This is a genomic window from Undibacterium paludis, from assembly GCF_022568815.1.
Taxonomy (GTDB): Bacteria; Pseudomonadota; Gammaproteobacteria; order Burkholderiales; family Burkholderiaceae_D; genus Undibacterium.
This window is the reverse complement of record NZ_JAKZHX010000001.1, coordinates 636,841-658,468: the sequence shown is the minus strand read 5'-3', so window position 1 is coordinate 658,468 and position 21,628 is coordinate 636,841. Positions and strand designations below refer to the sequence as shown.

The window sequence follows — 21,628 nt, the reverse complement described above, 5'->3', positions numbered from 1 at the left end:
GTGATTCACCATCTGCAAACAGGTATAACTTATACCGTATTTGAATCCGGTGCTAACTTTAACAGCAAAATCGCTACTTTTGCACCGTTTGTATCGCTGCGATTTTGAATATCGATTCTACCGCCATGCTCATCGATAATCTTTTTCACCATCGCCAGTCCCAGGCCGGTGCCGCGCGGCTTGGAAGTGGCGTAGGGTTCAAAGGCACGTGCCATGATTTTGCTGGAAAATCCGGGGCCGTTATCGATAATTGACAGGCGTACCGCAGAGTGAGCGACCTGGTCAGTTCCAGTATAGCGCACCACATCGGTGATGACGTCTATGCGCGGCACAAAACCCGGTTTGACATTGTCGGCGACGGCATCTTGGGCATTTTGTAAAAGATTGTGAATTACCTGGCGCAGCTGGGTGGCATCCCCCATGATTTTTGGCAAATCGGGTGCCAGTGTGAGCTTGATGGCATCACGGCCATCGCCTGCCAGGTAAAGATGCAGCACCTCATCGATCAGCTCTGCCAGGTCCAGGGTCATCAATACGGCTGGCGGAGTGCGCGCATAATCGCGGAAATCATCAACCATGCGTTTCATGGAAGTGACCTGGTTGACGATGGTCGTGGTGCTTTTGTTGAGTATCAAGGCATCGGTTTCGCTGAGTTTGTCCTGCAGTTTCATTTGCAGGCGTTCAGCCGATAATTGTATGGGGGTCAGCGGATTCTTAATTTCATGTGCCAGACGTCGTGCCACTTCACCCCAGGCAATCGAGCGCTGGGCAGAAATGATATTACTGATGTCATCAAATACCACCACATAGCCACTGCCTGAAGCGACAGGCAGGTGGGAGCCGCGGGCCAGCAGGGTGATTCTTTGTTCATCTTCTGTCGCCTGCGAGTTTGCATCATTTACGGTGACTTGCTTGCCGGCGTTTGGACGCGGTACTTCTATCTGCTGTTGCCAATGCTGTTCCCTCTCGTTTTCACCGCCGGCGGCTGACTGTGCATGCTGCTCGGAAAACGCCTTGGAAATGGCGGATGCAAATGCCTGCATGCCGTCGATGTCGGCAAGCGGCCGGTTGATTTCATTTTCCAGCTTGCGTTGCAGTATGCGTTCCACCGATTCATTACAGGTTACCAGATGGCCACTTTGATCCAGCACCATTACCCCGGCCGACATGTTGGCAAGCACCGATTCCAGGTAGGCTTTGGCATTTTCCAGTTCATTGCGGTTTTTTTCAACGGCGGCGCGGGCGTCAAATAACTGCCTGGTCATGGTATTGAAAGACTTGGTCAGGCTGCCCAGTTCATCCGTACTGGTTACGATGGGGCGCGGTGAGAAATTACCTTCAGTGACTGCCTTGGTACCTTCTGCCAGCAGCAGCAAGGGTCTGGCCAGTTCACCCGAAATCAGGAAAGCACTGGTGATAGCGGCGACAATGGCCAGCATCAGCGTCAACGTCAAGGTGATGATGTACATCTTTTTCAGGTTGACGCGCCCAATGGAGCGCACCTGGTATTCGCGCGAGGCATTGCTCAGGGCTTCGGCATGCATGGCCAGGTTGGTCGGTACGGGTTGTATCAACTGTAGGTACAAGGCTTCATTTTGCAGGGAAATCCAGCCATTTTTCACCGTCAGCGGTACCACCACACGTGAACGCAGCAGGCGCACAGGCTCTGTCGCCGGTGCCGATGTGCTGACACCACTGGATGCAACGGCCATGTCCTGATTCCCGCCAATGATTTTTTCATCCCTGGCGGCATAGAAACGCGAGAGTCTGACCTGTCTGATCATTTCCTGGGTAGGCAGTTCCGGCAGCAGGCTGTCGACGTTTTCATTGGCTGATGCAATCAGACGTCCCTTGCTGTTGACGATGGTGGCCTCCTGTACCTGCATGCGTTCACGCAGGCGTGACAAGTGGATGGACATGGAGCTTTCTGAAGGATCAGACAGCTCGGATGCCATGTCATTGGCCTTGGATTGCAGGTCAGCCAGCAAAAAGTCAAGCGCCGTCAGGCCCATGTTCTTGCCTGAATCGAGTGCTGATTCCACCTTGACGTCGAACCAGGATTCAATGGAACGCGATACGAATTGCACCGATACCAGGTAGATCACGCTGCCCGGCAAAATACCGACCAGGGCAAACAGGACTACCAGCCTGGTCATCAGGCGTGATCCAAATTCCTTGGCGCGGAAACGTCGGAACAGTCGCAATACCAGGGTCAGGACCAGAATCAGCAGCGCCAGTGCAACGATGGCATTGGCATCAAGCAGCCATTCATAATTGTGTTCAAAGCGGGCTGAATTCTCTGATACCGTGGTCAGGAAGAACAGCAGGATGCTCATCAGAGCACCGCCGATAATCAGGGCATACCGCAAAAATCTTGTCACTTGTCGTCAGCCTTGAAGGAAAAACGCTTCCACTCGGTCTTTTGACTCCAGTGACTGTCATTGAAGCTCGGTATCTGCAAATGCATGGGGATCTTGCTCAAACCCATGCGCAATTGCACAGCCGCATTGTAGTTGGCGCCAGCAGCCAGGATGGATTTGTCGGCAATCAGCCAGCGGTTGGGCCGCGTGACCAGATTGAGTGCCGCATCAAGAGAGGGGAAAGTCTGCTGCAGGCCATTGTTGATGGTCGCCGTATATTGCTGGGTCCATTCATTATAGGCAATCCTGACGGTATATTCACTGCGCACGACTTTTTCATCCACCCAGTACCAGCGTGAACGTGTCAGCTCGACTTCGGTGGTAAATGATACCGGGATGCCATCCCTGATGGCCTTGCGCAGGCCGTCGCTGAGCTCCAGGGCAAAGCTCGCAGCCAGACGGTAACCTTCATCACTGGCCTCGACCCTGGCTGACTTTACTTCCACATCCGCAGCCTGGACGGCAGGGACGAACGCCAATGCCAATATCGCCAACATCAAAGTCAGGCTAAATTGGCGCAGCAGGGAAGCGAAACGTCGGATCATGCAATCAATGCGAAAACAAAAGTCTGCTAATGATAGCTTGAACTTGTTGGCATTCGTTAATTTTGCAGTGGTTTTTGAAACAATGCATAGAACAAACCGTCATGTTCGTTGTTGCTTTCGGACGTCGTGGCTATTGTCGGGAGCAGTTGCCCAGGTGCATCAAGGCGTATTGCAGCGTTGCGGCTGGCAAAGGCGGTCGCCTGGTTTTCTGATTCCATGGGCCAGATGGAGCAGGTGACCATCAGCATCTTTCCACCAGGTTTCAGCGTGCGCCACAAATTGTCGAGTATGCGGGCTGACAGGGCAGTCAGCTGGGCGGCATCGGTCTTGCGCCGCAGCCAGCGACTGTCGGGATGACGGCGTACTACACCAGAAGCGGTACAGGGCACGTCGGCCAGTATGCGGTCGTACGGCTGGGTGTCCCACCAGTTGAGGCGGCTGGCGTCCCCTTCCTTGATGCTGGCATACAGTTTCAGGCGCGCCAGGTTTTCATGGATGCGGGCGATACGGGCAGGATCGGTGTCCAGCGCCGTCAATTCAACGTCGGCCATTTCCAGCAGATGACAGGTTTTGCCACCGGGCGCGGCGCAGGCATCCAGCACACGCATACCGTCCTGTACATCGAGCAGGGGAGCTGCCAGCTGGGCTGCAGCATCCTGTACCGAGACCCGGCCTTCGTTAAAACCTGGTATCTGTTGCACAGGTATGGGCCTGGCCAGACGTACGGCAAACGGGCCAATCTGGCTGGCAGCAATCTGCTGATTGGCTAATAGCTGCAGGTAGGCGGCGGTGGTGCCCATGCGCTGATTCACACGCAAAGTCAGTGGCGGGGCATGATTGCCACATCGTAAAATGGCTTGCCAGTCTTGCGGATAGGCCGCCTTGCACTGGTCTACCCACCATTGCGGGTAATTCCAGGCTGCTGCCGGTTGCTTCATGACCAGCTTCAATAATTCGTCTTTTTCACGCAGGTAACGACGCAAGACCGCATTCACCATACCCTTGGCAAATACCATGTGCGGACTGGACGTCGCAGCAGTGACCGCCTGGTCAACCACGACAAATTCTTCATAGGCCGGACTTTCATCGCCGTCATTACCAACCAGCAAAGTCAGTGCGCAACACAGCAAACCATAGAGCAGCGCCGGCTCTGGCGTCTTGTTGGTCATGACCTTGAGCAGGGCATCGACCCGGCCTACCTGGCGCATGGTGCGGTAAGAAATATCCTGGATGGCGCCGCGGGCCTGTGGCTGGGTGTTGGTTTGTGCGAATACGCGCGACAGGGCCTGGGGCAGGGCCGTGCCTTCCAATACATAGGCAACTGCCTGTGCTGCACCGGTCAGGCTGAAAGCCAGGGAGTCAAGCTTGACATCAACGGACTGGAATTCTGCCGCCACGGGCGCGGTGTTTGCCCTGGTTGCCGTGGTACGGCCCGGTTTGGCAGGTTTGCCCAGGATTTTTCTTGGTTGTTCTTGCATATTCTTGTTCAATCAATTCGATTACTGTGCATAAATGCATTTATAGCAATTTTATGCGGATACGCCAACCAGGTGCGCAACACAAAACGACAGCGCGATCCCAGCTTTGGGCACGTAGTGTAACAGCCTTGCCGCTTACCCCAGGCTTTTTACTGGACGCGCACCACTTTGCAATCTGCTTCAGGCCGCTTGCTGGATAACTTCTACAGGGGTAAATTTTTGTAATTCCAGCCAGGTACGCAAATCATCAAAAACCCTGGTGGCATCGAGTTCATTAAATATTTCGTGATAAAACTCTGGATAGTAATGAGCGCTATATAAACTGGCTGCAGAACTGACTGCACTGCCAGTCAGTTTTTCATGGAAACGGCGACTGCCTGCGGGATCGACCAGGTGATCATCGCCGGCCACCATCAGTAGTAATGGAATATTCAGTTCAGCGGCATGTGCATGACAAAAATCCATGGCTTGCAACATGCTCGTCAGCAGGCGGGCGCTCAGGCGTGTATGCACCAGGGCGTCATTCTGGTAGGCGATGACGACTTCGCCATCATGGGACAGGTAACGGGTTTGCAAGCCATTCGGCAGGCCCACCCCGGGTATCAGGCTCGATGCCACCTTCAGCAAACCATGCTGGAAGGCCGACATGCGTATTGCCAGCGCCGGTGAAGACAATATCAGCGCACGCAAAGGGGATAATTGTTCGAGAGCATAACGGGCAGCGAACAGGCCGCCCATGCTATGGCCCAGCAAGATCGGCGGCCCTGACAACTGCTGGCTGAAATCATTGATGACCACTTGCGCATCACGCAACAGGCAGGTCGAGTCGGGCACGTCACCGCTCGCGCCGTCAGACTGACCATGACCGCGATGATCATAGCTGCGCACCACAAAACCGAGGGCATTGAAAAATCTGGCAACATGGGCATAGCGGCCACAGTGTTCGCCCAGGCCATGCATGATGACCACACCCTGTTGTAATTGCTGATGATTACTGCCGGCGAGTGGCCAGTCACGTATAAACAATGCCTGGCCGTCGTCGGTCTTGAGTTCGAATTCCCTGGTATTGTCTACGTGGGAAGTCATGGTTTTATACGCCCCACATCACTTCACGCTGCATTTTATTGGCTGCGTGCAGCATTTCCAGTACGGGGAACACCCGTGTCGCAAAGCTCACAGGCTCTGGTTGTTCGTGCTCGTTGTCATCACCATTTTCATTATGGTGGGCGTTAATATCACGGCTGACTTCGTCAGAGATAGGGTGGGCCTTGCTTTCTGCAACAGCAGCTTCGATTTTTTGTATCGCCTGAGGTAATTCAGGAGGCGTGATAATGCCGCGCTCCACGTCTTTGTGCAGCAGATCCAGGATGCGGCGCGCGTGTTCCTTGTACATGGTGATTTCGGTAGCAGCTTTGGATTTAAACGTGATCAGCATGAACTTTTCCCCTTTTGTAAAAGGATTGTGAAAGCGCAGAGATCAGGCAATACCAGGCAACATCAGGCACCAGATGCCAATATGGTATTTGCTGCATACGCCATGCCTGTCCCGCTGTTTATATAATAATCCCAAATTGCGTATTTGTCGTTTCAGATTATTGTGTCAGATTGTTGATTCAATTTGCCTTGAAAGATGTCATGAAGGTGTCGATGACTTCAGGCTTGATGTTTTTTTCTTGGCCCAGTAGTATCACCTGATAGACCCAGGGGCCGTGTGTCAGAAAACGTCCTACCATCAGTACCGGTGTGCCATTTCCCAGTTTGCCGCGTACTTCCACCATGTCTGGCGCTATGGTTTTGGTGCTGTCGCTTGTGCCCTGTATATTTTTGATCATGCCATTTTTCATGGCTGCCATGATCTGCCCGGCCTTGGCTGCATCATCCACTTTGGTGCTGCCAACCGCAAAACTGATACCTTCGACTTCTGCAGCCAGCATGTGCATCTTCAGGCTTACACCCTCCAGTTGCAAGTCCTTGCTATCGCTCAAGGGCTTGCCGGGCATTAATATGGTGTATGGGGCGTCGCTGCCGCGGGCGTCACGCCAGTCAAATTTGGGGCTGCAGGCGGCGGCAAAAAAAACGCCTGCAAGCAGGAACAGACGGCCAAGGGAAGGGAGTTTGGAAGCGGACATCATTAAATTTGCTCGATAGTATTCATGTTTGCGGCATTTCTTGCCGTAAAGGTCATGCAGTTCAATAATGGGCAGACATGCATGGACTCTTTTGCCTGTGCATATTCGCACGTTGGCTGCCAGAGAGGTTTGACGTCAACACTCCCTGGCAGCCGACATGATAATGGCTTTATGCGTTTTTATCTCCGTATGTCTCGCAATAAGCTGCCAAGCTGCTGAACTGGCAGGTATTTTGCCATCTGCCCGTGCATTCAAGCTGCTCTGCCAGGATGTACACTGGGTTATCATATAAGGGTTGCGCGGTGCGGTTTATTTCAATTTTTCTGGTGCTTTGATGTCATTCCCTACTATTGTTGGCATTTCCCTGCTCATGTTGACATCGCTGACTGCTTGCGACCGCCTGGGCTTGCCTGATCCAGCCAGAGAGGCCGCGGCACGCGAGTCAGATGCGCGTGCGACCGGTAGTGCCTGCCGTCATGCTGGCCGGGCGATCGAAGATTGCTATGCCCTCAATCCGGACGCGTCACGCTCGGCAGTTTATGCAGGCTGGAAAGAAATGAATGACTATATGCGTGAAAACAAGATAGAAGTGGTCAAACCCGAGCTGGCAAAATCAGAAATACCGGTAAAAGCGGAAGAGGCAAGTTCCTCCGCCAGCGCCAAGTCAGAAAAATAAGAGCGAAGCAGATCAGGCATGACAGTGTTGGTGCGCCCCATGCAGGCAGCAGATCTGGCTGCAGTTTTCCGGATACAGACATTCGCCTATGTCCCCGCCATGGTAGAAGCCGAGGATGTACTTGCAGCACGCCTGGCTGCAGCACCCGCAACCGCCTGGGTGGCGGAAGAAGGCCGCCAGGTGATTGCCTATCTGGCGGCTTACCCGTCCCTGGCTGGCAGGATTTCTGCTCTGGGGCATGAATTCGCGGTCGCTGATCCGGCCAATGCACTTTACCTGCATGACATGGCCGTGGAGCCCCGGCATGGTGGGCGTGGTGTGGCAAGCTTGCTGCTTGATGTTGCGCTTGACTATGCGCGCCGGCAAGGATGGCGGTATGCTTGCCTGGTTTCAGTGCAGAGCACGCAGACCTATTGGCAGCGCCTGGGTTTCGCTGAATTCGAAGACCCTGACGAGGACCAACGGGCAAAGCTGGGCAGCTATACCGGGCTGGCAACATATATGTACAGGGAGTTGACGGGCGCAATCCAGAGCGACCAGACCTGAAACAGGTCCGATCAGGATACGTAGGCGCGGCCAGAGGGATTATTCTTCGGCTTTGCCCTTGGTTTTTTTGTAGATGATTTTTTTCTTGCCGCCTTCACAAGAGCCAACGACGCGTAATTTGGTTTCCGTATCCTTTGATACAACTTCCAGGGTGTAATTGTTGACACCTTTACGCTCAAGCTTGGCAGCTACCTTGTCTTTAATGGTTTCACAAGAAGTGATTTCTGCCCACGCCGGTGTGGTGCAGAGCAACACGCTGATTGCCAGGCCTTTGATCAAAACGCTTATTCTCATTGATGTGCTCCCTTTCTGTGCTTGGCATCTGACGAAAAAGGAGACAGGGCATTGATTTGGCATCTGCCTTTCCGATTTCGCCGTTTACGAAAAGCTATTGTTGTGCGTTTGTTTGATAGCAATAAAACCGTAACATTTCCGCGATGTTTTTGACAGAAATATATGATTTCTTCAGTGAAACCGTGGTAAATCGTCTGCAAAGATTCTGTCTGCTGGGCAATTTCACATGTTTTCTTTATATTGTTTTATAGTCGGGCAAACCTGAGACTGGCAATATGGGCAACATAGACGCGGCGCGTTCTCACTAAATGGGGGAAAACCTGGTATTGCTGCTTTTGCACGCCCGTGCTGGGATAGAATATGTCTTCCATGCAGCTTTGCTTTATGATGATGGGAGCGGGAAGTGCTTGCACTTCTGAATACATAATTCAATTCAGGCAAGATGCGGGTGCCATCACACTTCCTATTCTGTGTAAGGCCTGAGCACAAGGACAAGATCAGCTTTTTTGCATGACCGGACCACATGAAATGAAGCCAGCGGGATTGCCCACCAGTCGTTTAGCCATTGCGCTGGCAGCTTGCCTGGTGCTGGCCATTATCGTCGGTACGGCAACGGCGGTCTGGATGCTGCGTGTGCAGGAAACCGGCAAATGGGAAAAGCAGACCGAGACTTTCAGTATCGTGCTGGCAGAAACCGTCAGCCAGCAAATGGATTTTGCCTATACAGCCCTAGACAGTATCTCTGAGCGCATACAGGACCGCTGGAGCGTCAGTGCCGAATACCTGACAGGCAAATTATCTACCCATGATTTTCACCAGTTCCTGCGTGAAAAAGCGGCACTGTCACCAGCGGTCGAAGTGATTTCTGTACTCGATGTGAACGGCAATGTCATCAATACCTCACGCAGTTTTCCTGCGCCGACCTATAGCCTGGCAGATCGCGATTATTTTATTGTCCAGCGCGACAATCCTGTACAGGGTATTTACCTCAGTTCGTCAGTACGCAGCAAGACTACCGGTAAATGGATGTTTTTTCTCAGTCACAGGCTGACCGGCAGCGATGGTGAATTCATCGGTGTCGTGATACTCGGTATGTCACCTTCCTTTTATTCACAGTTTTACGAAAAACTCAGCGCTGACGGCCATGCTTCCATCGGTTTGCTGAGGAATGACTTTACCTACCTGGCGCGCTGGCCCGAAAGCAGTGCTGTCATGGGCATGAAGAACCTGACCGGCAGTACCTATCAACTAGTGCATGAGCAAAAAAAGAAGGCTGGTATCATCATTACCAATAATTCGCGTATGGCTGACGGCGGCAAGCAGGTCACCCGCATGGCAGCCGTGCAGTCACTGGAAAAATATCCGCTGATCATCAATTTCTCGGTCGACGAAGATTTATACCTGGCCGACTGGCGCAAGATCAGCACTGGCCTGGTGGTGATTGCCATGGGTGGTGTACTGGCGATCGTGGCGGCGTTCAGTGTGCTGGTCACGCTGCTTGAGCGGCGCGAACAGGACCTGGTCATGACGACGGAATTAAAGCAGCAGGCCGAGGTCATCAACCGTAACCAGGCGCATCTGCTGAAGAACCTGACCGAACAGCAACTGGCCCTGAAAGATTCGTCGGATCGCCTGCAGGCGATCTTCCAGAATGCTGCGGACGGCATCATCATGATTGATGACACTGGCAAGATAGAAGCACTGAACCCGGCGGCGGTGGCGATTTACGGCCATCCGGCCAATGAGGTGGTGGGCAAGAATGGCAAATTCTTCTCGCCACCTGGCCAGCCGGATTTGCTGGGCCTGGCCATGAGCCGTAAGGAATTTCTTGAAACCGGCTGCCTGCGTACAGAAACCGAACGCATGCGCAAAGATGGTAGCCTGTTCCCGGCAGAACTGGCCATCAGTGAGTACTATCATGCGGGCCGGCGCAAACTGATCGTGATCGTCAGGGATATTTCAGAGCGTCGCAAGATGGAGAGGATGAAGAGCGAGTTCATCTCCACCGTCAGTCATGAATTGCGTACGCCATTGACCGCCATACGCGGGGCTCTCGGCCTGGTGGTCGGTGGCGCCATGGGCGGCATCCCTGAAAAAATTTCCGCCTTGCTGGGCATGGCCCACAAGAACAGTGAGAGCCTCACCAGATTGATCAATGATCTGCTAGATATCCAGAAGATAGAAGCCGGAAAGATGGATTTTGCGTTTGAGCTGCTGAATTTGCAGACACTCTTGCAAACAGCGGTTGCCAATACCCAGAGTTTTGCGCACAGCATGGAAACGGAAATCCGTATAGAAAACAATGCCGGGTCCGCCCTGGTCATGGTAGACGCTGGCCGCTTCCAGCAAGTGATGGCCAACCTCTTGTCAAATGCCTGCAAATACTCGCCGCCTGGCGTGGCGGTGCAGGTGCTGACCTTGCAAACGCATGACAACCTGATCCGTATTGAAGTGATTGATCACGGTTCGGGTATTCCGGAAAGCTTCCGTGAGCGTCTGTTCCAGAAGTTTTCGCAAGCCGATTCTTCTGATACCCGCGCCAAGGGCGGCACCGGCCTGGGTCTGGCCATATCCCAGGCCATCATGCGGCAAATGCATGGTGATATCGGTTACTACATGAATGAGGACCCGGCACAGCCGGGGACACATTTCTATGTAGACCTGCCACTGCACAAAGATGAGCTGGCAGGATTTGAAGCGATTACGCTAAAGCAAGATCACGCGGCTTGACACCGGCAAAGACCTGATCAAGCTGATTGGCATTCAAGCCATAGATACGGCTAAACAGGCCACCAAGGACAGTGCGGTACTCATTGAGCACAGGGTAATCACGGTTCTGGAACAGCTTGCCTGCTTCCAGCGCAATCTGCTCACCGGCAACCTGTCCGCCCTTGATGCCACCGCCCAATACCCAGTACACGCTGCCATGACCATGGTCAGTACCATGCTTGCCATTTTCGCGGAAGGTGCGGCCAAATTCGCTGATGACGACCACCGTTGTATTGCGCCAGTTGTCTCCCATCTCCTTGCGGTAGGCCGCCAGGCCGCGACCCAGTTCTTCGAACTTGACCGCCAGGGTACCGCTGGAGCCGCCCTGGTTGACATGGGTGTCCCAGCCGCCGACGTCAATGAAGCCCAGCGCATATTTTTCGCGCATCAATCTGGCTATTCTTTGCGCTTCCAGTTCAAAGCCCTTGGTGGAAATCGCATTGCGGTTGGCACTGTTCATTTCTTCCTGCATTTCGCGCGCGACTTCATCGCGCATGGCAAAGCCGTCCCTGACGGATTGTGACAGACTGGTGTTGGCATACATCTGCAGGATCAGGTCACGCTGGCGCTGGTCGACGTTGTTCTTGCTGACATTGCGTAATGCCGTATTGGCGATGTGAGCGCTGCCCTGCATGGCCAGCGGCAACTGGTCGGTGAAGGACATCGCAGTCACCCGGCCATTGTTGCCCAGCACCTTGGCCAGACGGTTCATGAAGCCGGAATGGAAGTTGCGGCTGCCATTTAAGGGCTGGCCCATTTCTATGCTGTCTTGGGTTTCAAAATGGCTGCGCGTCAGGTCATCGGTGCCCGCAAAAGGGATAAAGGCTGCTTCACCCTGCTGGAACATCGGGTAGATCGTGTCACGCAAGGCAGGGTGCAGGCCCCAGTCTGCATTCAGGGCGAGTGCAGCATCCGGAGTTGATCCCGGCCTGGCAATCGCAATGTTCGGGCGCGATTCATAATAAAAATTGCTTGATGTCGGCACCAGCAGGTTACTGGCATCATAGCCGCCACGCAAAAAGACCAGCAACAGCCGGTTTTGTGTGGCAGGGGCGGCCATCACCTGACTGCTGATACCCAGCATGGCAGTAGACGACATCAAGGATAGTGCTTTTAACAGGTCGCGGCGGTTCATGTCGGGTTCTCCGTGAGAATTAGCGGCGCATCATTTCAGGCGAGGCGAGGAAAAGGGCATTCCACTCCTGCGGTGTACTTGCCTGACTCAATGCAGTCTGCGTGGCCGGGCTGAATTGCTTGCTCCAGTTTTTTACATAGTTCGATGTTGCCAATGCCGGTTGCGGCGGTTTTGGTGCAGGTGGCTGTGTCACCGATGATTGCGCCGCCGGTGGGGAAGCAGGCGCCGGCATTGCCTGCATCATTGATGGCTGCATGCCCGTCTGCATGGCAGGTTGTGCTGACTTATCCTGGGCAGGTACTGCCGGTGTATCGACTTTGAACAGGCCAGGGTTGCCATTCGCCAGTGACCTGGCAATATCAAAGCGCACTGTCATCTGGCCGGAACTGGCCCAGGCGCTTTCATCAAGGGCATAACCGTCAGGTGTCTGCCTGCCGTTCAGTTGCTGGCCCATCATATTGAGCCAGTTCAGCATGGGGCCGGTATTGACGATGGTATTGCCGTCATACGCCAGGCGTACCGAGGCCAGCATGTAGTGCATGGGATCCTTGAATTTCTTGCCCAGCGAGGCGATGAATTCCTGACTGTCAAACATGGTGCGCAGGGTCGCCGGGATATCGCCATCGGTTTGCAGGAAACGTTGCGCCATCTTCTCTACCAGGTCTTTTGAGGGATTATCCGCTACAAAAAACTGTGCAAGCTTCTGACTCACATAACGCGCCGTGGCCGGTTGCCTGGACAGCATCAGCAAGACATCGTCCAGCTCGGCAATACCACGGCCCTTGATGGTTTGCCCGAGTATCTGCTTGTCACCAAAATCATGGCGCTGCGGCTGAAATTCAAACATTCCCTTCCTGACATACAGTTTTTCCTGCTCAGGCTTCATGCGTGGTGCATCCTTGTTTAGGCTGACACCGACACCAGTGAGCACCCTGGCCAGTTCCTGCACATCTTTCTGGCTGTAGCCACCATTGACGCCCATGGTGTGCAACTCCATCAGTTCACGCGCATAGTTTTCATTGATGCGGTTGACGGCATTGTATTCATTGTCGAGGTAACGCAGCATGGCCGGATGCATGACCGTGGCGCGCAGCAAGTCACGGAAATTGCCAAGGGCATTTGGCCGTATCGCCTGCTCTTCAAAATCACCGAGCATGGCGCGGATATTGTGCTTGCCGCTATGGATATTGAAATGATTCATCCAGAACCAGCTCATCTGCTCCTGCAACTGGTTGGACGAATAAATATCGCGTAACAGGGCACGGTTGGCTGCTTCCCTGGCCAGGCGTGTCAGTTCCTGCTGGTATTCCTTGCGCAGGGTATCGTCTGTGCCTTTTTGCTGTTCCGACGCTACCCGGCGTGCCTCCAGATCACGCATGGTATCCATGAAGGGCTGGCGCGAAATAGTCATCGCATCGATCTGTGCCTGTATCGCAGCTGGCAGGATGGCATTGCGCCCGCGCAACTGCTGATCAAGGTAACGGTCCGGGCCTAGGGTCTGCATGGCCTGCAATGTCGAGGGATTGCTGCCCCAGCTCAGGCGGTTCAATAATTGCTCTGGTGGTACTGCCGCCTGCGTCAGCGTTTTGCCTACAGGGGGTTTGCCGGTGTCGCCAGCCTGCTGCTGGTATGTGGTGCTACAGGCGGTCAGTAAAACCAGCAAACTGGCAGCCAGAGCATGTTGCAAGTTCAATCGGGTCATCATTTCGCTCAGCCTTTTCCGTTGACATCTGCACTTAACGTGCGAACCGGTAAATCGTGATACGAAGTATATGTATATTTACCCAAAAATTCGTAACGCGCTGTAACAGACCGGAAAAAGGCAAGCATGCCTGTGCTGGAGGCATTTTTGACAGTGGCAAGCCTGCTATTCTGCAAAGCAAGCTCGCACAGGGGGACGTGGTTTCAGTCCGACAACATATCAGTTTTCATTCATGGAAGATGCTCAGGCCAGGTCCATGTCATCGCCATCGTAAACACTGTCATCATCGGTAAACGATGTATCCAGAGCTGCGGTATCTACGGTATTTGTGGTATCAATGGGCACAGGTATATTTGCCGCAGCGGTGTTGCCCTGGTCAAAGTAACCAGGCAATAAATCACCGCCACCCTGGTTTAATTGCGCAGCAGAGTTGTCTGCAATTTGCGTATGAGATTGCTGCCCCAGCAAATGCCCTATGCCCTGGAACAAAAACGCCCCGGCAGCAACACCGGCTGCTGTCGCCGCGACCGTGCCCAGCACGCTGCCGGCGCCACCACCAAAAAAGCCGGAGGCAGGGGCAGCGATTGGTGCCGCCATGCTGGCATAGTTATTCGTGGCATTCACAGGGATAGGTGGCGGCATGGCCGTATTGACTGCGCTTGCCGTCAACGGGCGGCTGCTGGCACTGTTGCCCCAGCCACCATGGGCCGGATCAAGAAAGCCGGACCCGGCAGTATTTACCTTGCTTGCCTGCAAGTTGCGCACATCCGCCTGCAAGCTGGCAATCTGATTATTGGCATTCGCCAGAGCCTGTTCCAGCAACAAGGCTCTCTGCACTAGCAGGTAGCTGGCATCAGGCTGCTTGCTCACAGCCTCATTGATCAACTGTTGCGCCTGGACATCCTTGCTGATGCCTTGCACCTTGCACAACTGATCAAGAAAGTTTTGTAATACCTGGACTTCTTGTGGCGACATGATCAACTCCTGATGGACAGTATTAAGCCTAATCTGGTCATGATGATGGGGATTTCAATGCCAGCGATGATCAACTTACTGATCCCTGAACGTAGAGCGGCTAGTCAGTATTTTGCGGGAATGCAATGTTGAAGCGTTGCTATTGGCTCATAGCATCAATCGCTTCATTTTTTCTTTGCTCATTAACATATAGCGAATTAAGCATCAATAGAATTTCAGAAGCATAAAAAAATCTTGTCATTTTTTACTTAAATGCTATATTAATAAAAATACAAAATTAACTTATTTATATCAATGCCTTCTCTCATCTTCACAACTTTCAGTTGAAGAGGAGAACGATAAATGCCCTTTGCTTATCAGGAGTTACCATGCGGTTAATTACCCAACTCTACCTGGTCATGGCTATGCTAGTGACTTTGCTTGCTCCAGTGTATGCTGAGACCCCAGCGCCTCCTCCACAAAATGCAGCGGCATCAGTGCTAAAACCAGATGGGTCTGCGAGTGTGCCGCAGTCTCCGCCCCCGAAAGAAAAAACACCGGAAGCGGCGTCTAATGTTGATTCGCAGAAGGAGTGTCAACCAAACAGTTGTAGGCCAAATGATTTTTTTCTCTACTTTATTCCAACAGTTGTGTTAATCGGGTCTTTTATGGCTATCCTGGCTGTTCGAGGAGCTTTGAAATCGACAAGCTGGTCTTTAGCGGACGCGCTTTCTGAAGAGGTTGATCTTCCAGTTTTTAAGGAAATTACTGATACTCAAGGTGTAAAAACACGTGAACCAGTTTACGGCAAAGATGAAAAACCGGTTCTAGTGCCAGAAATGCGGGCGAGTAGCAGTCGCGTAGTCGCATTGATGGGCATGATCGCAATTTTGTTCCTGTTTATAGGCTTTGGTGTATTTATATTGTTTTCGTTTGGCAACACGGGGAAAGTGCCTCCCAGTTCTGATCAAGTGGTTCATTTTCTGTTTGGAGGCCTTACGCTATTTGCACCCTATGTCGTGAACAAGTTTGCATCAGTGTTCCAAGGACTGTCAGGTAGCAAATAGGGATTCCGATTGATCCGAAAAAAACTACACCACATCTTGATTACCAACTGTGTGTCAACGCATTAGAAATCGCCAACAGTTGAATACTTGTTGGAGCAATTTACTGGTCCCTGAGCGCCCGCCTGTACTGAATTGCCTCTGCCACATGGGCCGTTGCAATCTGCTGTGCACCGGCCAGGTCGGCAATGGTGCGGGCGACTTTCAATACACGGTGGTAGGCGCGGGCCGACCAGTTGAGTTTGTTCATGGCATTGCGCAAGAGCTGACCCGCAGCGTCATCAGGTTTGCAATGGACGTCAATCTCTGTCGTTGACAACAGGTTGTTTGCCTTGCCCTGGCGTTGCTGCTGCAAGGCAAAGGCATCCTCTACTCGCGCATGGATATACGCACTGGCTTCGCCATCTGCCTGCCTGAGCAAATCAGCATGCGGCAGGGCGCCGACTTGTATCTGCATATCGATGCGGTCAAGCAAGGGGCCGGATATCCTGTCCTGATAGCGGGCAATAAGATCAGGTGTGCAGCGGCATTTACCGTTGCTGTGGCCGTAGTAGCCACACGGACAGGGATTCATTGCCGCGACCAGCTGGAAACGTGCCGGGAAATCTGCTTGTCGGGCGGCGCGAGAAATCGTAATATGACCCGATTCCAGTGGTTCACGCAAAACCTCCAGAACCTTCCTGTCAAACTCAGGAAGTTCGTCGAGGAACAGCACACCACGATGCGCCAGCGATATCTCGCCTGGCCTTGGTGTTCCTCCACCTCCTACCAATGCGACTGCCGAAGCAGTGTGATGAGGGCTTCTGTATGGACGCGCTTTCCATCTCTCAATTGAAAAACCCGAAGTCAGCGACTGTACTGCGGCCGATTCCAGCGCTTCCTGGTCTGTCATGGTGGGCAGGATGCCGGGGAAACGGGCGGCCAGCATGGATTTTCCTGTGCCGGGCGGGCCCATCATCAGGATGGAATGTGATCCTGCTGCGGCAACTTCCAGTGCACGCTTGGCCTGTAGCTGTCCCTTGACTTCGGCAAAATCCGGATAAGCCGGACGCTGCCGGTTTGAGCTGGGGCGGTGGCGTGGCAGCTTCTGGTCTTTGTCAAATCCGGCGAAGTGGGCGCATACCTGCAGCAAGGAATCAGCAGGGTAGATCGCTGCATCACTGACCAGGGCGGCTTCATCGGCATTGGCGCGCGGCAGGATGAAGGCAGGTTCTTGCCGGGTATGCTGCTGGCTCTTGCAGATGGCAAATGTCATGGCCAGCGCACCGCGTATGGGGCGCAATTCACCTGACAGGGACAGTTCACCGGCAAATTCATATTGTTCCAGCGCGTCGCCGGGTATCTGGCCAGAGGCGGCCAGTATGCCAAGGGCAATGGGCAAATCAAAACGGCCTGATTCCTTGTGTGACGAACATTGCTATTTGCGAATAGAACATTGATAAATGCAAATGATTGTTTTTGACACAAGAATAGCTGTCAACTGACCCAATCTCGATCTATTGCGCATTTGAACGAAAATTTAGCTACGGAATTGTCCTTGAATCGGATCCGGTATTCCTAGACGAACAGCGCGATGTGATGTGTCAGCGGTTATTTATAGGCAATGGTGCGCCGACCACAGTGGCTTGAGCCTTGTTTGATGCCCGCATCCTTGTAGAGTTTAGTAATGTGTGCCTGGAGGCTGTCACAGGCAAGATAATCTATCTGCTCTCCAGCGTAGTTTATCCGCCGCTTGGTGTTCAAATAAAAGCGGCTTCCCTTACGCTTCAATCGCATCCTCTGGATGCCCGCCGATGGCCTTTTGCGAGTTAAAAGCATGAACCCCAATGCGGCAGGAGTAGGCAGCAGCCTTTGCCGCCTCCAATTCTTGCTGGGTGCGAGAATTGACTGTAAAGTAATCGTGTCGAGCTCCATGCAAAGTCACTGAGCGGCAAGCCCCCTCTGCAACAGCCTATTGAACGGATTACAAAGCATGATAGAACGAATTGACTCTTATAAAACTGACGATGGCCAAAAATTGGAATTAACATTTGATGAGGTGGAAGATAACTTAAATGGAGTTGTTGTCAAAACGAAGGGGATGCCATTTTTACGTGATAACCGCAACAATAAACTGTACAGAACTCCATTTACTGATGTCGCGCTACAAAAGCTTGTTGAAATAGCCAAAAAGAAGAGACTATCTTCTATTGAGGGCGTTACGCCGCCATCTCATATACAAAAAGCGCGATTTGATAGCCTTTGCCCTTCCGTACAATTTGAATACTCCAACATTGAATATCTTTCTATACCCGGGCTGGGCAGCGAATTCAGTCATGATGGGTTTCTCGCTCCCGTATATTTCAACAATGAAGTTTTAAACAAGTACACTCAAAATCCAAAATACACAATCGATATATTTTCGGGAACCTATGGCAGCATCTCACAAGGCGACGAATGGCAGATATCATTTGGCGTCAACGCTAAAAAGCAAGTAATTATGTGGCTTGGAGATATTGATAAACTCCCAGTTAAGGAGCAACAGTATTTGCTTTCGGAAAACATCACTTCTGCATTTGATATTCATTCTGACTTTTTCGATGCGCAAATTGAAAATCAATGGTCAGAGGGCGCCATCGAAAATAAATGCTTAAATCTAAGGGGGGAAATTTCCGACAAAGTAAAGGACCTTTATGGAGTCAGTCTTTATAAGTTGCCCAATGAAATTGGATTAACTATTGCAGGATTGCAGAAGCCGATTTTTTGGGAGGATCGACATGTCGCGCCAGTGGTCGAATCACTCAATCGAATTTTTATTGAATCACTAAATGAAAATTTTCTAAAAGATTTTCTGATTTCCCGTGAAATCAACATTATTCAGAACGCGCGCGGACTGAAGTTGCTGGAAAAAGTCATTGAAAATTTATCAGACACATCTGCGGCGCGAACGATAATGTCGCCGTTCTTTGTGCTTTATGACTACAGAATAAATGTTTGTCACTTGCAGTCTCAAGAAACAGTAATGACAAAAACTAAGTCAATAAACGAAAGGCTTTCCGTTGACGTATCGAATACGTCTCACGAAGTAATTTACGATAGTCTTTTCGAAAAAATTTATGACTCGCTCAGAACGATAAATACGCTTTTTGAAATGGACTCCAAATAATGGGGGAACTTATCCTCGTACACGATTGTTGCGGCACGTTTTCCACAGCATAAACAGCCGACTTTCGTTATTGTTTCGAGACTGCAACTCATTCAGTTTCTCCCGAGAAGAGGAGCATCCCCCTGCGGGAAGTGCGTGCCCCTTACCAGTCCTATCTTTATAGCTCCCTTGCGCCTTTGATTTTTTTGGTTTAGCATTCCTCTCGGGTTGTCCGATACCTTCCGTGCGCGAATGTTCAGGCATTACGGTAAATCAGGACCATATCACTCCCTACCACATCGATAATCCAGGACACGATGTCGGCAATGCGCACACCGATGCATGCTGTCCATTTTGGAGATATTGATGACTGCTTCTTTGATACATTACCTTGCTTCAACTGACTCGCATTCGACGTTTGCGCAGCGACTAACCGATCATCTCAACGCTTTTGGGTACGAACTGAACTTCGATGACGTGCTTGATTATGTTGTGACAGACTTTGAGCAATGCGATTTCGACTATGCTCAGCAGCTTTTGGGATGTGAACCGCATTCGTGGCACCTTATTTGGCTTGGCCCGGCTGCTGGTTCTATTATCGAGCGGAACGATCTGGTGTCGGTGGCGAGGTCACAGCGGGATGCACTATCTAGTGCGCTGAGCGAGATGGATACTGCTCGTATTTTCCCTGACGAAGTGTTGGTTCAGAATATGGAAATTGAGTTTCGGTGCAAAGGCTCCTTGGTGCTAAGGATCCAACCAGTTCCGTTCGAGCCATACTCTGCTCACAACAGACACCGAGTGGAAAAAGCGCTCAAGGGTATCCTAGCGTTTGGGCCGGACGATCGCGCATGCAAGCGGTTGGCAAGCTTGCCAGGGCTGTCATCGATTTCAGGCCGTGCCAGAGATCGCGATAGTGATAATAATGGTATTACGCTCATCAAAACAGCCGCAAACCTTGCCAGCGGCTTACGAAATAGGCTGAAGGAACTATTCGACGTTAATCTGAAGCAACACCAGGTTCAAGAGCTCTTAGCCTCAAGCCTTGGAGCGAAGAATTGGGCACATCTGGTATCCGGGGAAGACGAGGGAATATGCCGGACTTTGCCTGTTATGCTAAGTACGGTGGAGAGCAGGTCTGATACAGACAAGCTAAAGTATCGATTCTATCGCACGGCTGGAGAAGGGATTTGGAGCTTTGCGGCTACACTTGATTCTTGGTCTGGCGAAGCAATCGGTGCAGTACAGTACAGCGGCAAGACCTTGGACGGTGGCTGTCCATACATCCACGCTCACTTTCATTCCGACCAACAGATTGACCGACATGACTGGCTGGAGGATGCATGTTCAGTTGCACCGGCAATGGAAGTTTATCCTGATCCTGGCTACGACAGTGTTGCAAGTTTCGTGTTGGCTAACCCGGTCGAAACAGCTGCTAGGCTATCGCAAGTATTGCAACTTGATGCCAGTGACCAAACCAAACTTTCTGGCTCGAATAGTCGTTTAGGAATATCCACTGACGAGAATATGGAACTTGGGGATTGGGTATTTTCAATTCGGCGGAGAGGCTATTCCCATCCCATGCTATTCGCAGAACAATTCAATGGCGCCGGAGTATTGATACGCAGCCACTATACTCAGCTCAACAAGGCAGAGATCCAGTTTGATGCACAGCAGGCACTTTGTATCGTTGTCGGAGACAACGGACGCACTGATGATATCGTCCTGCCCAATTTTGCGGTTTCTCATGTGGAACGGCTAGTAGACTTCTGCAGCGACTATTGTACCGGATCCATAGAAAGGCCGGCGCACCCGCGATTCAGTCAACAGGTGCACTAATTTTCTACCGATTAAAAAAGCTACCTGCTAGGTGGCTTTTTCTATTGTGTCCTTACTTAAGTTGCAGGCGTCCTGGCTAAAATCTTGGGTAGGTGGGGGAAAGTTTTGATGCTGATTACACTTGACGGTAAGACCATTCGACGTGCTTGAATGCCGCAACCATCGATGATCAGCTCATGTTTAACCCAATCATTCAAGAAATCAACAATTTGATCCTTTGAATTGACCACATTAGGCATGAAGAATCCAAACTCGGAGCTTTCCAAACGCCAATCACCTCTGAGATCTAGGATCTGGCCATATTTAGCGAACAATAAGGGCTTTTTAGTACCTCTGTCCAAATGCACCTCGCCCCGGTAACATTTTACGTTGGTCCACAGACGATTTTGGTACCAGCGGTACTCTAAGTGATAAGGCGATTCGTCAGGCGCTAGTTTGTAGCTAGCTCGAATCGCTATTGGGCCTCATCAGTCCTGACGTCAGTGACCTTCAGCTCTATTTCACCATCGTGGAAGCTAACAGGCCGTGAGTTTCTGCAACGCAGGCTTTGATTCGTTTCTTGTAGCTTGATGGCTCAGCTAGCTCGATCCTTGCATACTGCGCGATGTAGTGACCAACAATGCTGTAGGCCCACCCTTCGCAAGTCCATGAATCGTCAGCATGGCGCATCAATCTCACATGATCGTCTATTCTGACAAATGCTGGCGGCTCAAATACGCCGATTTTAGTTGCGACTGGTACATACCCCCATAGGGCCCCTCTGCAGCAATTTGGTATTCCGTCCCTAAAATTCCGACAATGGCAGACCAAAACAAGGGATCCGCTCCTGGATAGGTCTCTTGGTCCAATAACTCAACTCGGAGCCAGCCGTGTTTAGCCACGAAGCGCTTCCACGAAAAGGTTTTGAGCTTCGATGGTCTCCAGGGCATTTAGAACGTCCTCTTCTGCAACTT

General features: G+C 51.8%; 16 protein-coding genes and 1 pseudogene. 6 read left to right on the top strand and 11 right to left on the bottom strand.

Features of this window, described 5'->3' with window-relative positions; genetic code table 11:
- Positions 1–29 precede the first annotated feature (29 nt).
- The 6 genes from LZ463_RS02935 to LZ463_RS02910 all read right to left on the bottom strand — a co-directional run bounded on the left by LZ463_RS02935 (position 30) and on the right by LZ463_RS02910 (position 6,575).
- A complete protein-coding gene (locus tag LZ463_RS02935; protein ID WP_241453683.1) occupies positions 30–2,381 on the bottom strand; it encodes a sensor histidine kinase in 2,352 nt (783 codons plus the stop codon).
- A complete protein-coding gene (locus tag LZ463_RS02930; protein WP_241453681.1) occupies positions 2,378–2,965 on the bottom strand; it encodes a DUF4390 domain-containing protein in 588 nt (195 codons plus the stop codon). The genes LZ463_RS02935 and LZ463_RS02930 overlap by 4 nt, the downstream gene beginning before the upstream one ends.
- 56 nt (positions 2,966–3,021) lie before the next feature.
- Positions 3,022–4,443 carry a 16S rRNA (cytosine(967)-C(5))-methyltransferase RsmB gene (gene rsmB / locus LZ463_RS02925; protein WP_241453679.1) on the bottom strand — a complete coding sequence of 474 codons (1,422 nt, stop codon included), beginning with the start codon at positions 4,441–4,443 and terminating at the stop codon, positions 3,022–3,024.
- A gap of 180 nt (positions 4,444–4,623) precedes the next feature.
- Complete coding sequence (locus LZ463_RS02920; RefSeq protein ID WP_241453677.1) at positions 4,624–5,529, bottom strand: alpha/beta hydrolase; 906 nt, start codon at positions 5,527–5,529, stop codon at positions 4,624–4,626.
- Positions 5,530–5,533: 4 nt separating this feature from the next.
- Positions 5,534–5,878, bottom strand: a complete 345-nt coding sequence (locus LZ463_RS02915) for a DUF1840 domain-containing protein (protein ID WP_241453675.1) — start codon at positions 5,876–5,878, stop codon at positions 5,534–5,536.
- Positions 5,879–6,056: 178 nt separating this feature from the next.
- A complete protein-coding gene (locus tag LZ463_RS02910; protein WP_241453673.1) occupies positions 6,057–6,575 on the bottom strand; it encodes a hypothetical protein in 519 nt (172 codons plus the stop codon).
- 331 nt (positions 6,576–6,906) lie between these two features.
- On the opposite strand from LZ463_RS02910, the gene LZ463_RS02905 reads away from it, so the two are divergent.
- Positions 6,907–7,248 (top strand): hypothetical protein, encoded by a 342-nt coding sequence (locus tag LZ463_RS02905; protein WP_241453671.1) that lies wholly within the window; start codon positions 6,907–6,909, stop codon positions 7,246–7,248.
- Between the two features lie 18 nt (positions 7,249–7,266).
- Entirely contained in the window at positions 7,267–7,794 is a 528-nt protein-coding gene (locus tag LZ463_RS02900) for a GNAT family N-acetyltransferase (protein ID WP_241453668.1), read from the top strand.
- A 39-nt stretch (positions 7,795–7,833) separates the two neighbouring features.
- Here LZ463_RS02900 and LZ463_RS02895 read toward each other — a convergent pair whose 3' ends face one another.
- Positions 7,834–8,088 carry a DUF1161 domain-containing protein gene (locus tag LZ463_RS02895; protein ID WP_241453667.1) on the bottom strand — a complete coding sequence of 85 codons (255 nt, stop codon included), beginning with the start codon at positions 8,086–8,088 and terminating at the stop codon, positions 7,834–7,836.
- A 510-nt stretch (positions 8,089–8,598) separates the two neighbouring features.
- Here LZ463_RS02895 and LZ463_RS02890 point away from each other — a divergent pair.
- Positions 8,599–10,818 carry an ATP-binding protein gene (locus LZ463_RS02890; protein WP_241453665.1) on the top strand — a complete coding sequence of 740 codons (2,220 nt, stop codon included), beginning with the start codon at positions 8,599–8,601 and terminating at the stop codon, positions 10,816–10,818.
- Here the strand turns inward: LZ463_RS02890 and LZ463_RS02885 are convergent.
- The 3 genes from LZ463_RS02885 to LZ463_RS02875 form a co-directional block, all read right to left on the bottom strand.
- Positions 10,790–11,992, bottom strand: a complete 1,203-nt coding sequence (locus tag LZ463_RS02885; protein ID WP_241453663.1) for a DUF1501 domain-containing protein — start codon at positions 11,990–11,992, stop codon at positions 10,790–10,792. The genes LZ463_RS02890 and LZ463_RS02885 overlap by 29 nt on opposite strands.
- A gap of 19 nt (positions 11,993–12,011) precedes the next feature.
- Positions 12,012–13,697: a DUF1800 domain-containing protein gene (locus tag LZ463_RS02880; RefSeq protein WP_241453661.1), complete on the bottom strand. Its 1,686-nt coding sequence runs from the start codon at positions 13,695–13,697 to the stop codon at positions 12,012–12,014.
- A 240-nt stretch (positions 13,698–13,937) separates the two neighbouring features.
- Positions 13,938–14,669, bottom strand: a complete 732-nt coding sequence (locus tag LZ463_RS02875; RefSeq protein WP_241453656.1) for a DUF2076 family protein — start codon at positions 14,667–14,669, stop codon at positions 13,938–13,940.
- 368 nt (positions 14,670–15,037) lie between these two features.
- On the opposite strand from LZ463_RS02875, the gene LZ463_RS02870 reads away from it, so the two are divergent.
- Positions 15,038–15,715 (top strand): hypothetical protein, encoded by a 678-nt coding sequence (locus LZ463_RS02870; protein WP_241453654.1) that lies wholly within the window; start codon positions 15,038–15,040, stop codon positions 15,713–15,715.
- A gap of 100 nt (positions 15,716–15,815) precedes the next feature.
- Here LZ463_RS02870 and LZ463_RS02865 read toward each other — a convergent pair.
- Positions 15,816–17,114 (bottom strand): annotated as a pseudogene (locus LZ463_RS02865) (YifB family Mg chelatase-like AAA ATPase); the annotation flags it as partial.
- Positions 17,115–17,684: 570 nt separating this feature from the next.
- Here LZ463_RS02865 and LZ463_RS02860 point away from each other — a divergent pair.
- Entirely contained in the window at positions 17,685–18,857 is a 1,173-nt protein-coding gene (locus LZ463_RS02860; protein WP_241453652.1) for a hypothetical protein, read from the top strand.
- A gap of 345 nt (positions 18,858–19,202) precedes the next feature.
- Positions 19,203–20,675 (top strand): hypothetical protein, encoded by a 1,473-nt coding sequence (locus LZ463_RS02855; RefSeq protein WP_241453650.1) that lies wholly within the window; start codon positions 19,203–19,205, stop codon positions 20,673–20,675.
- Positions 20,676–21,628 lie beyond the last annotated feature (953 nt).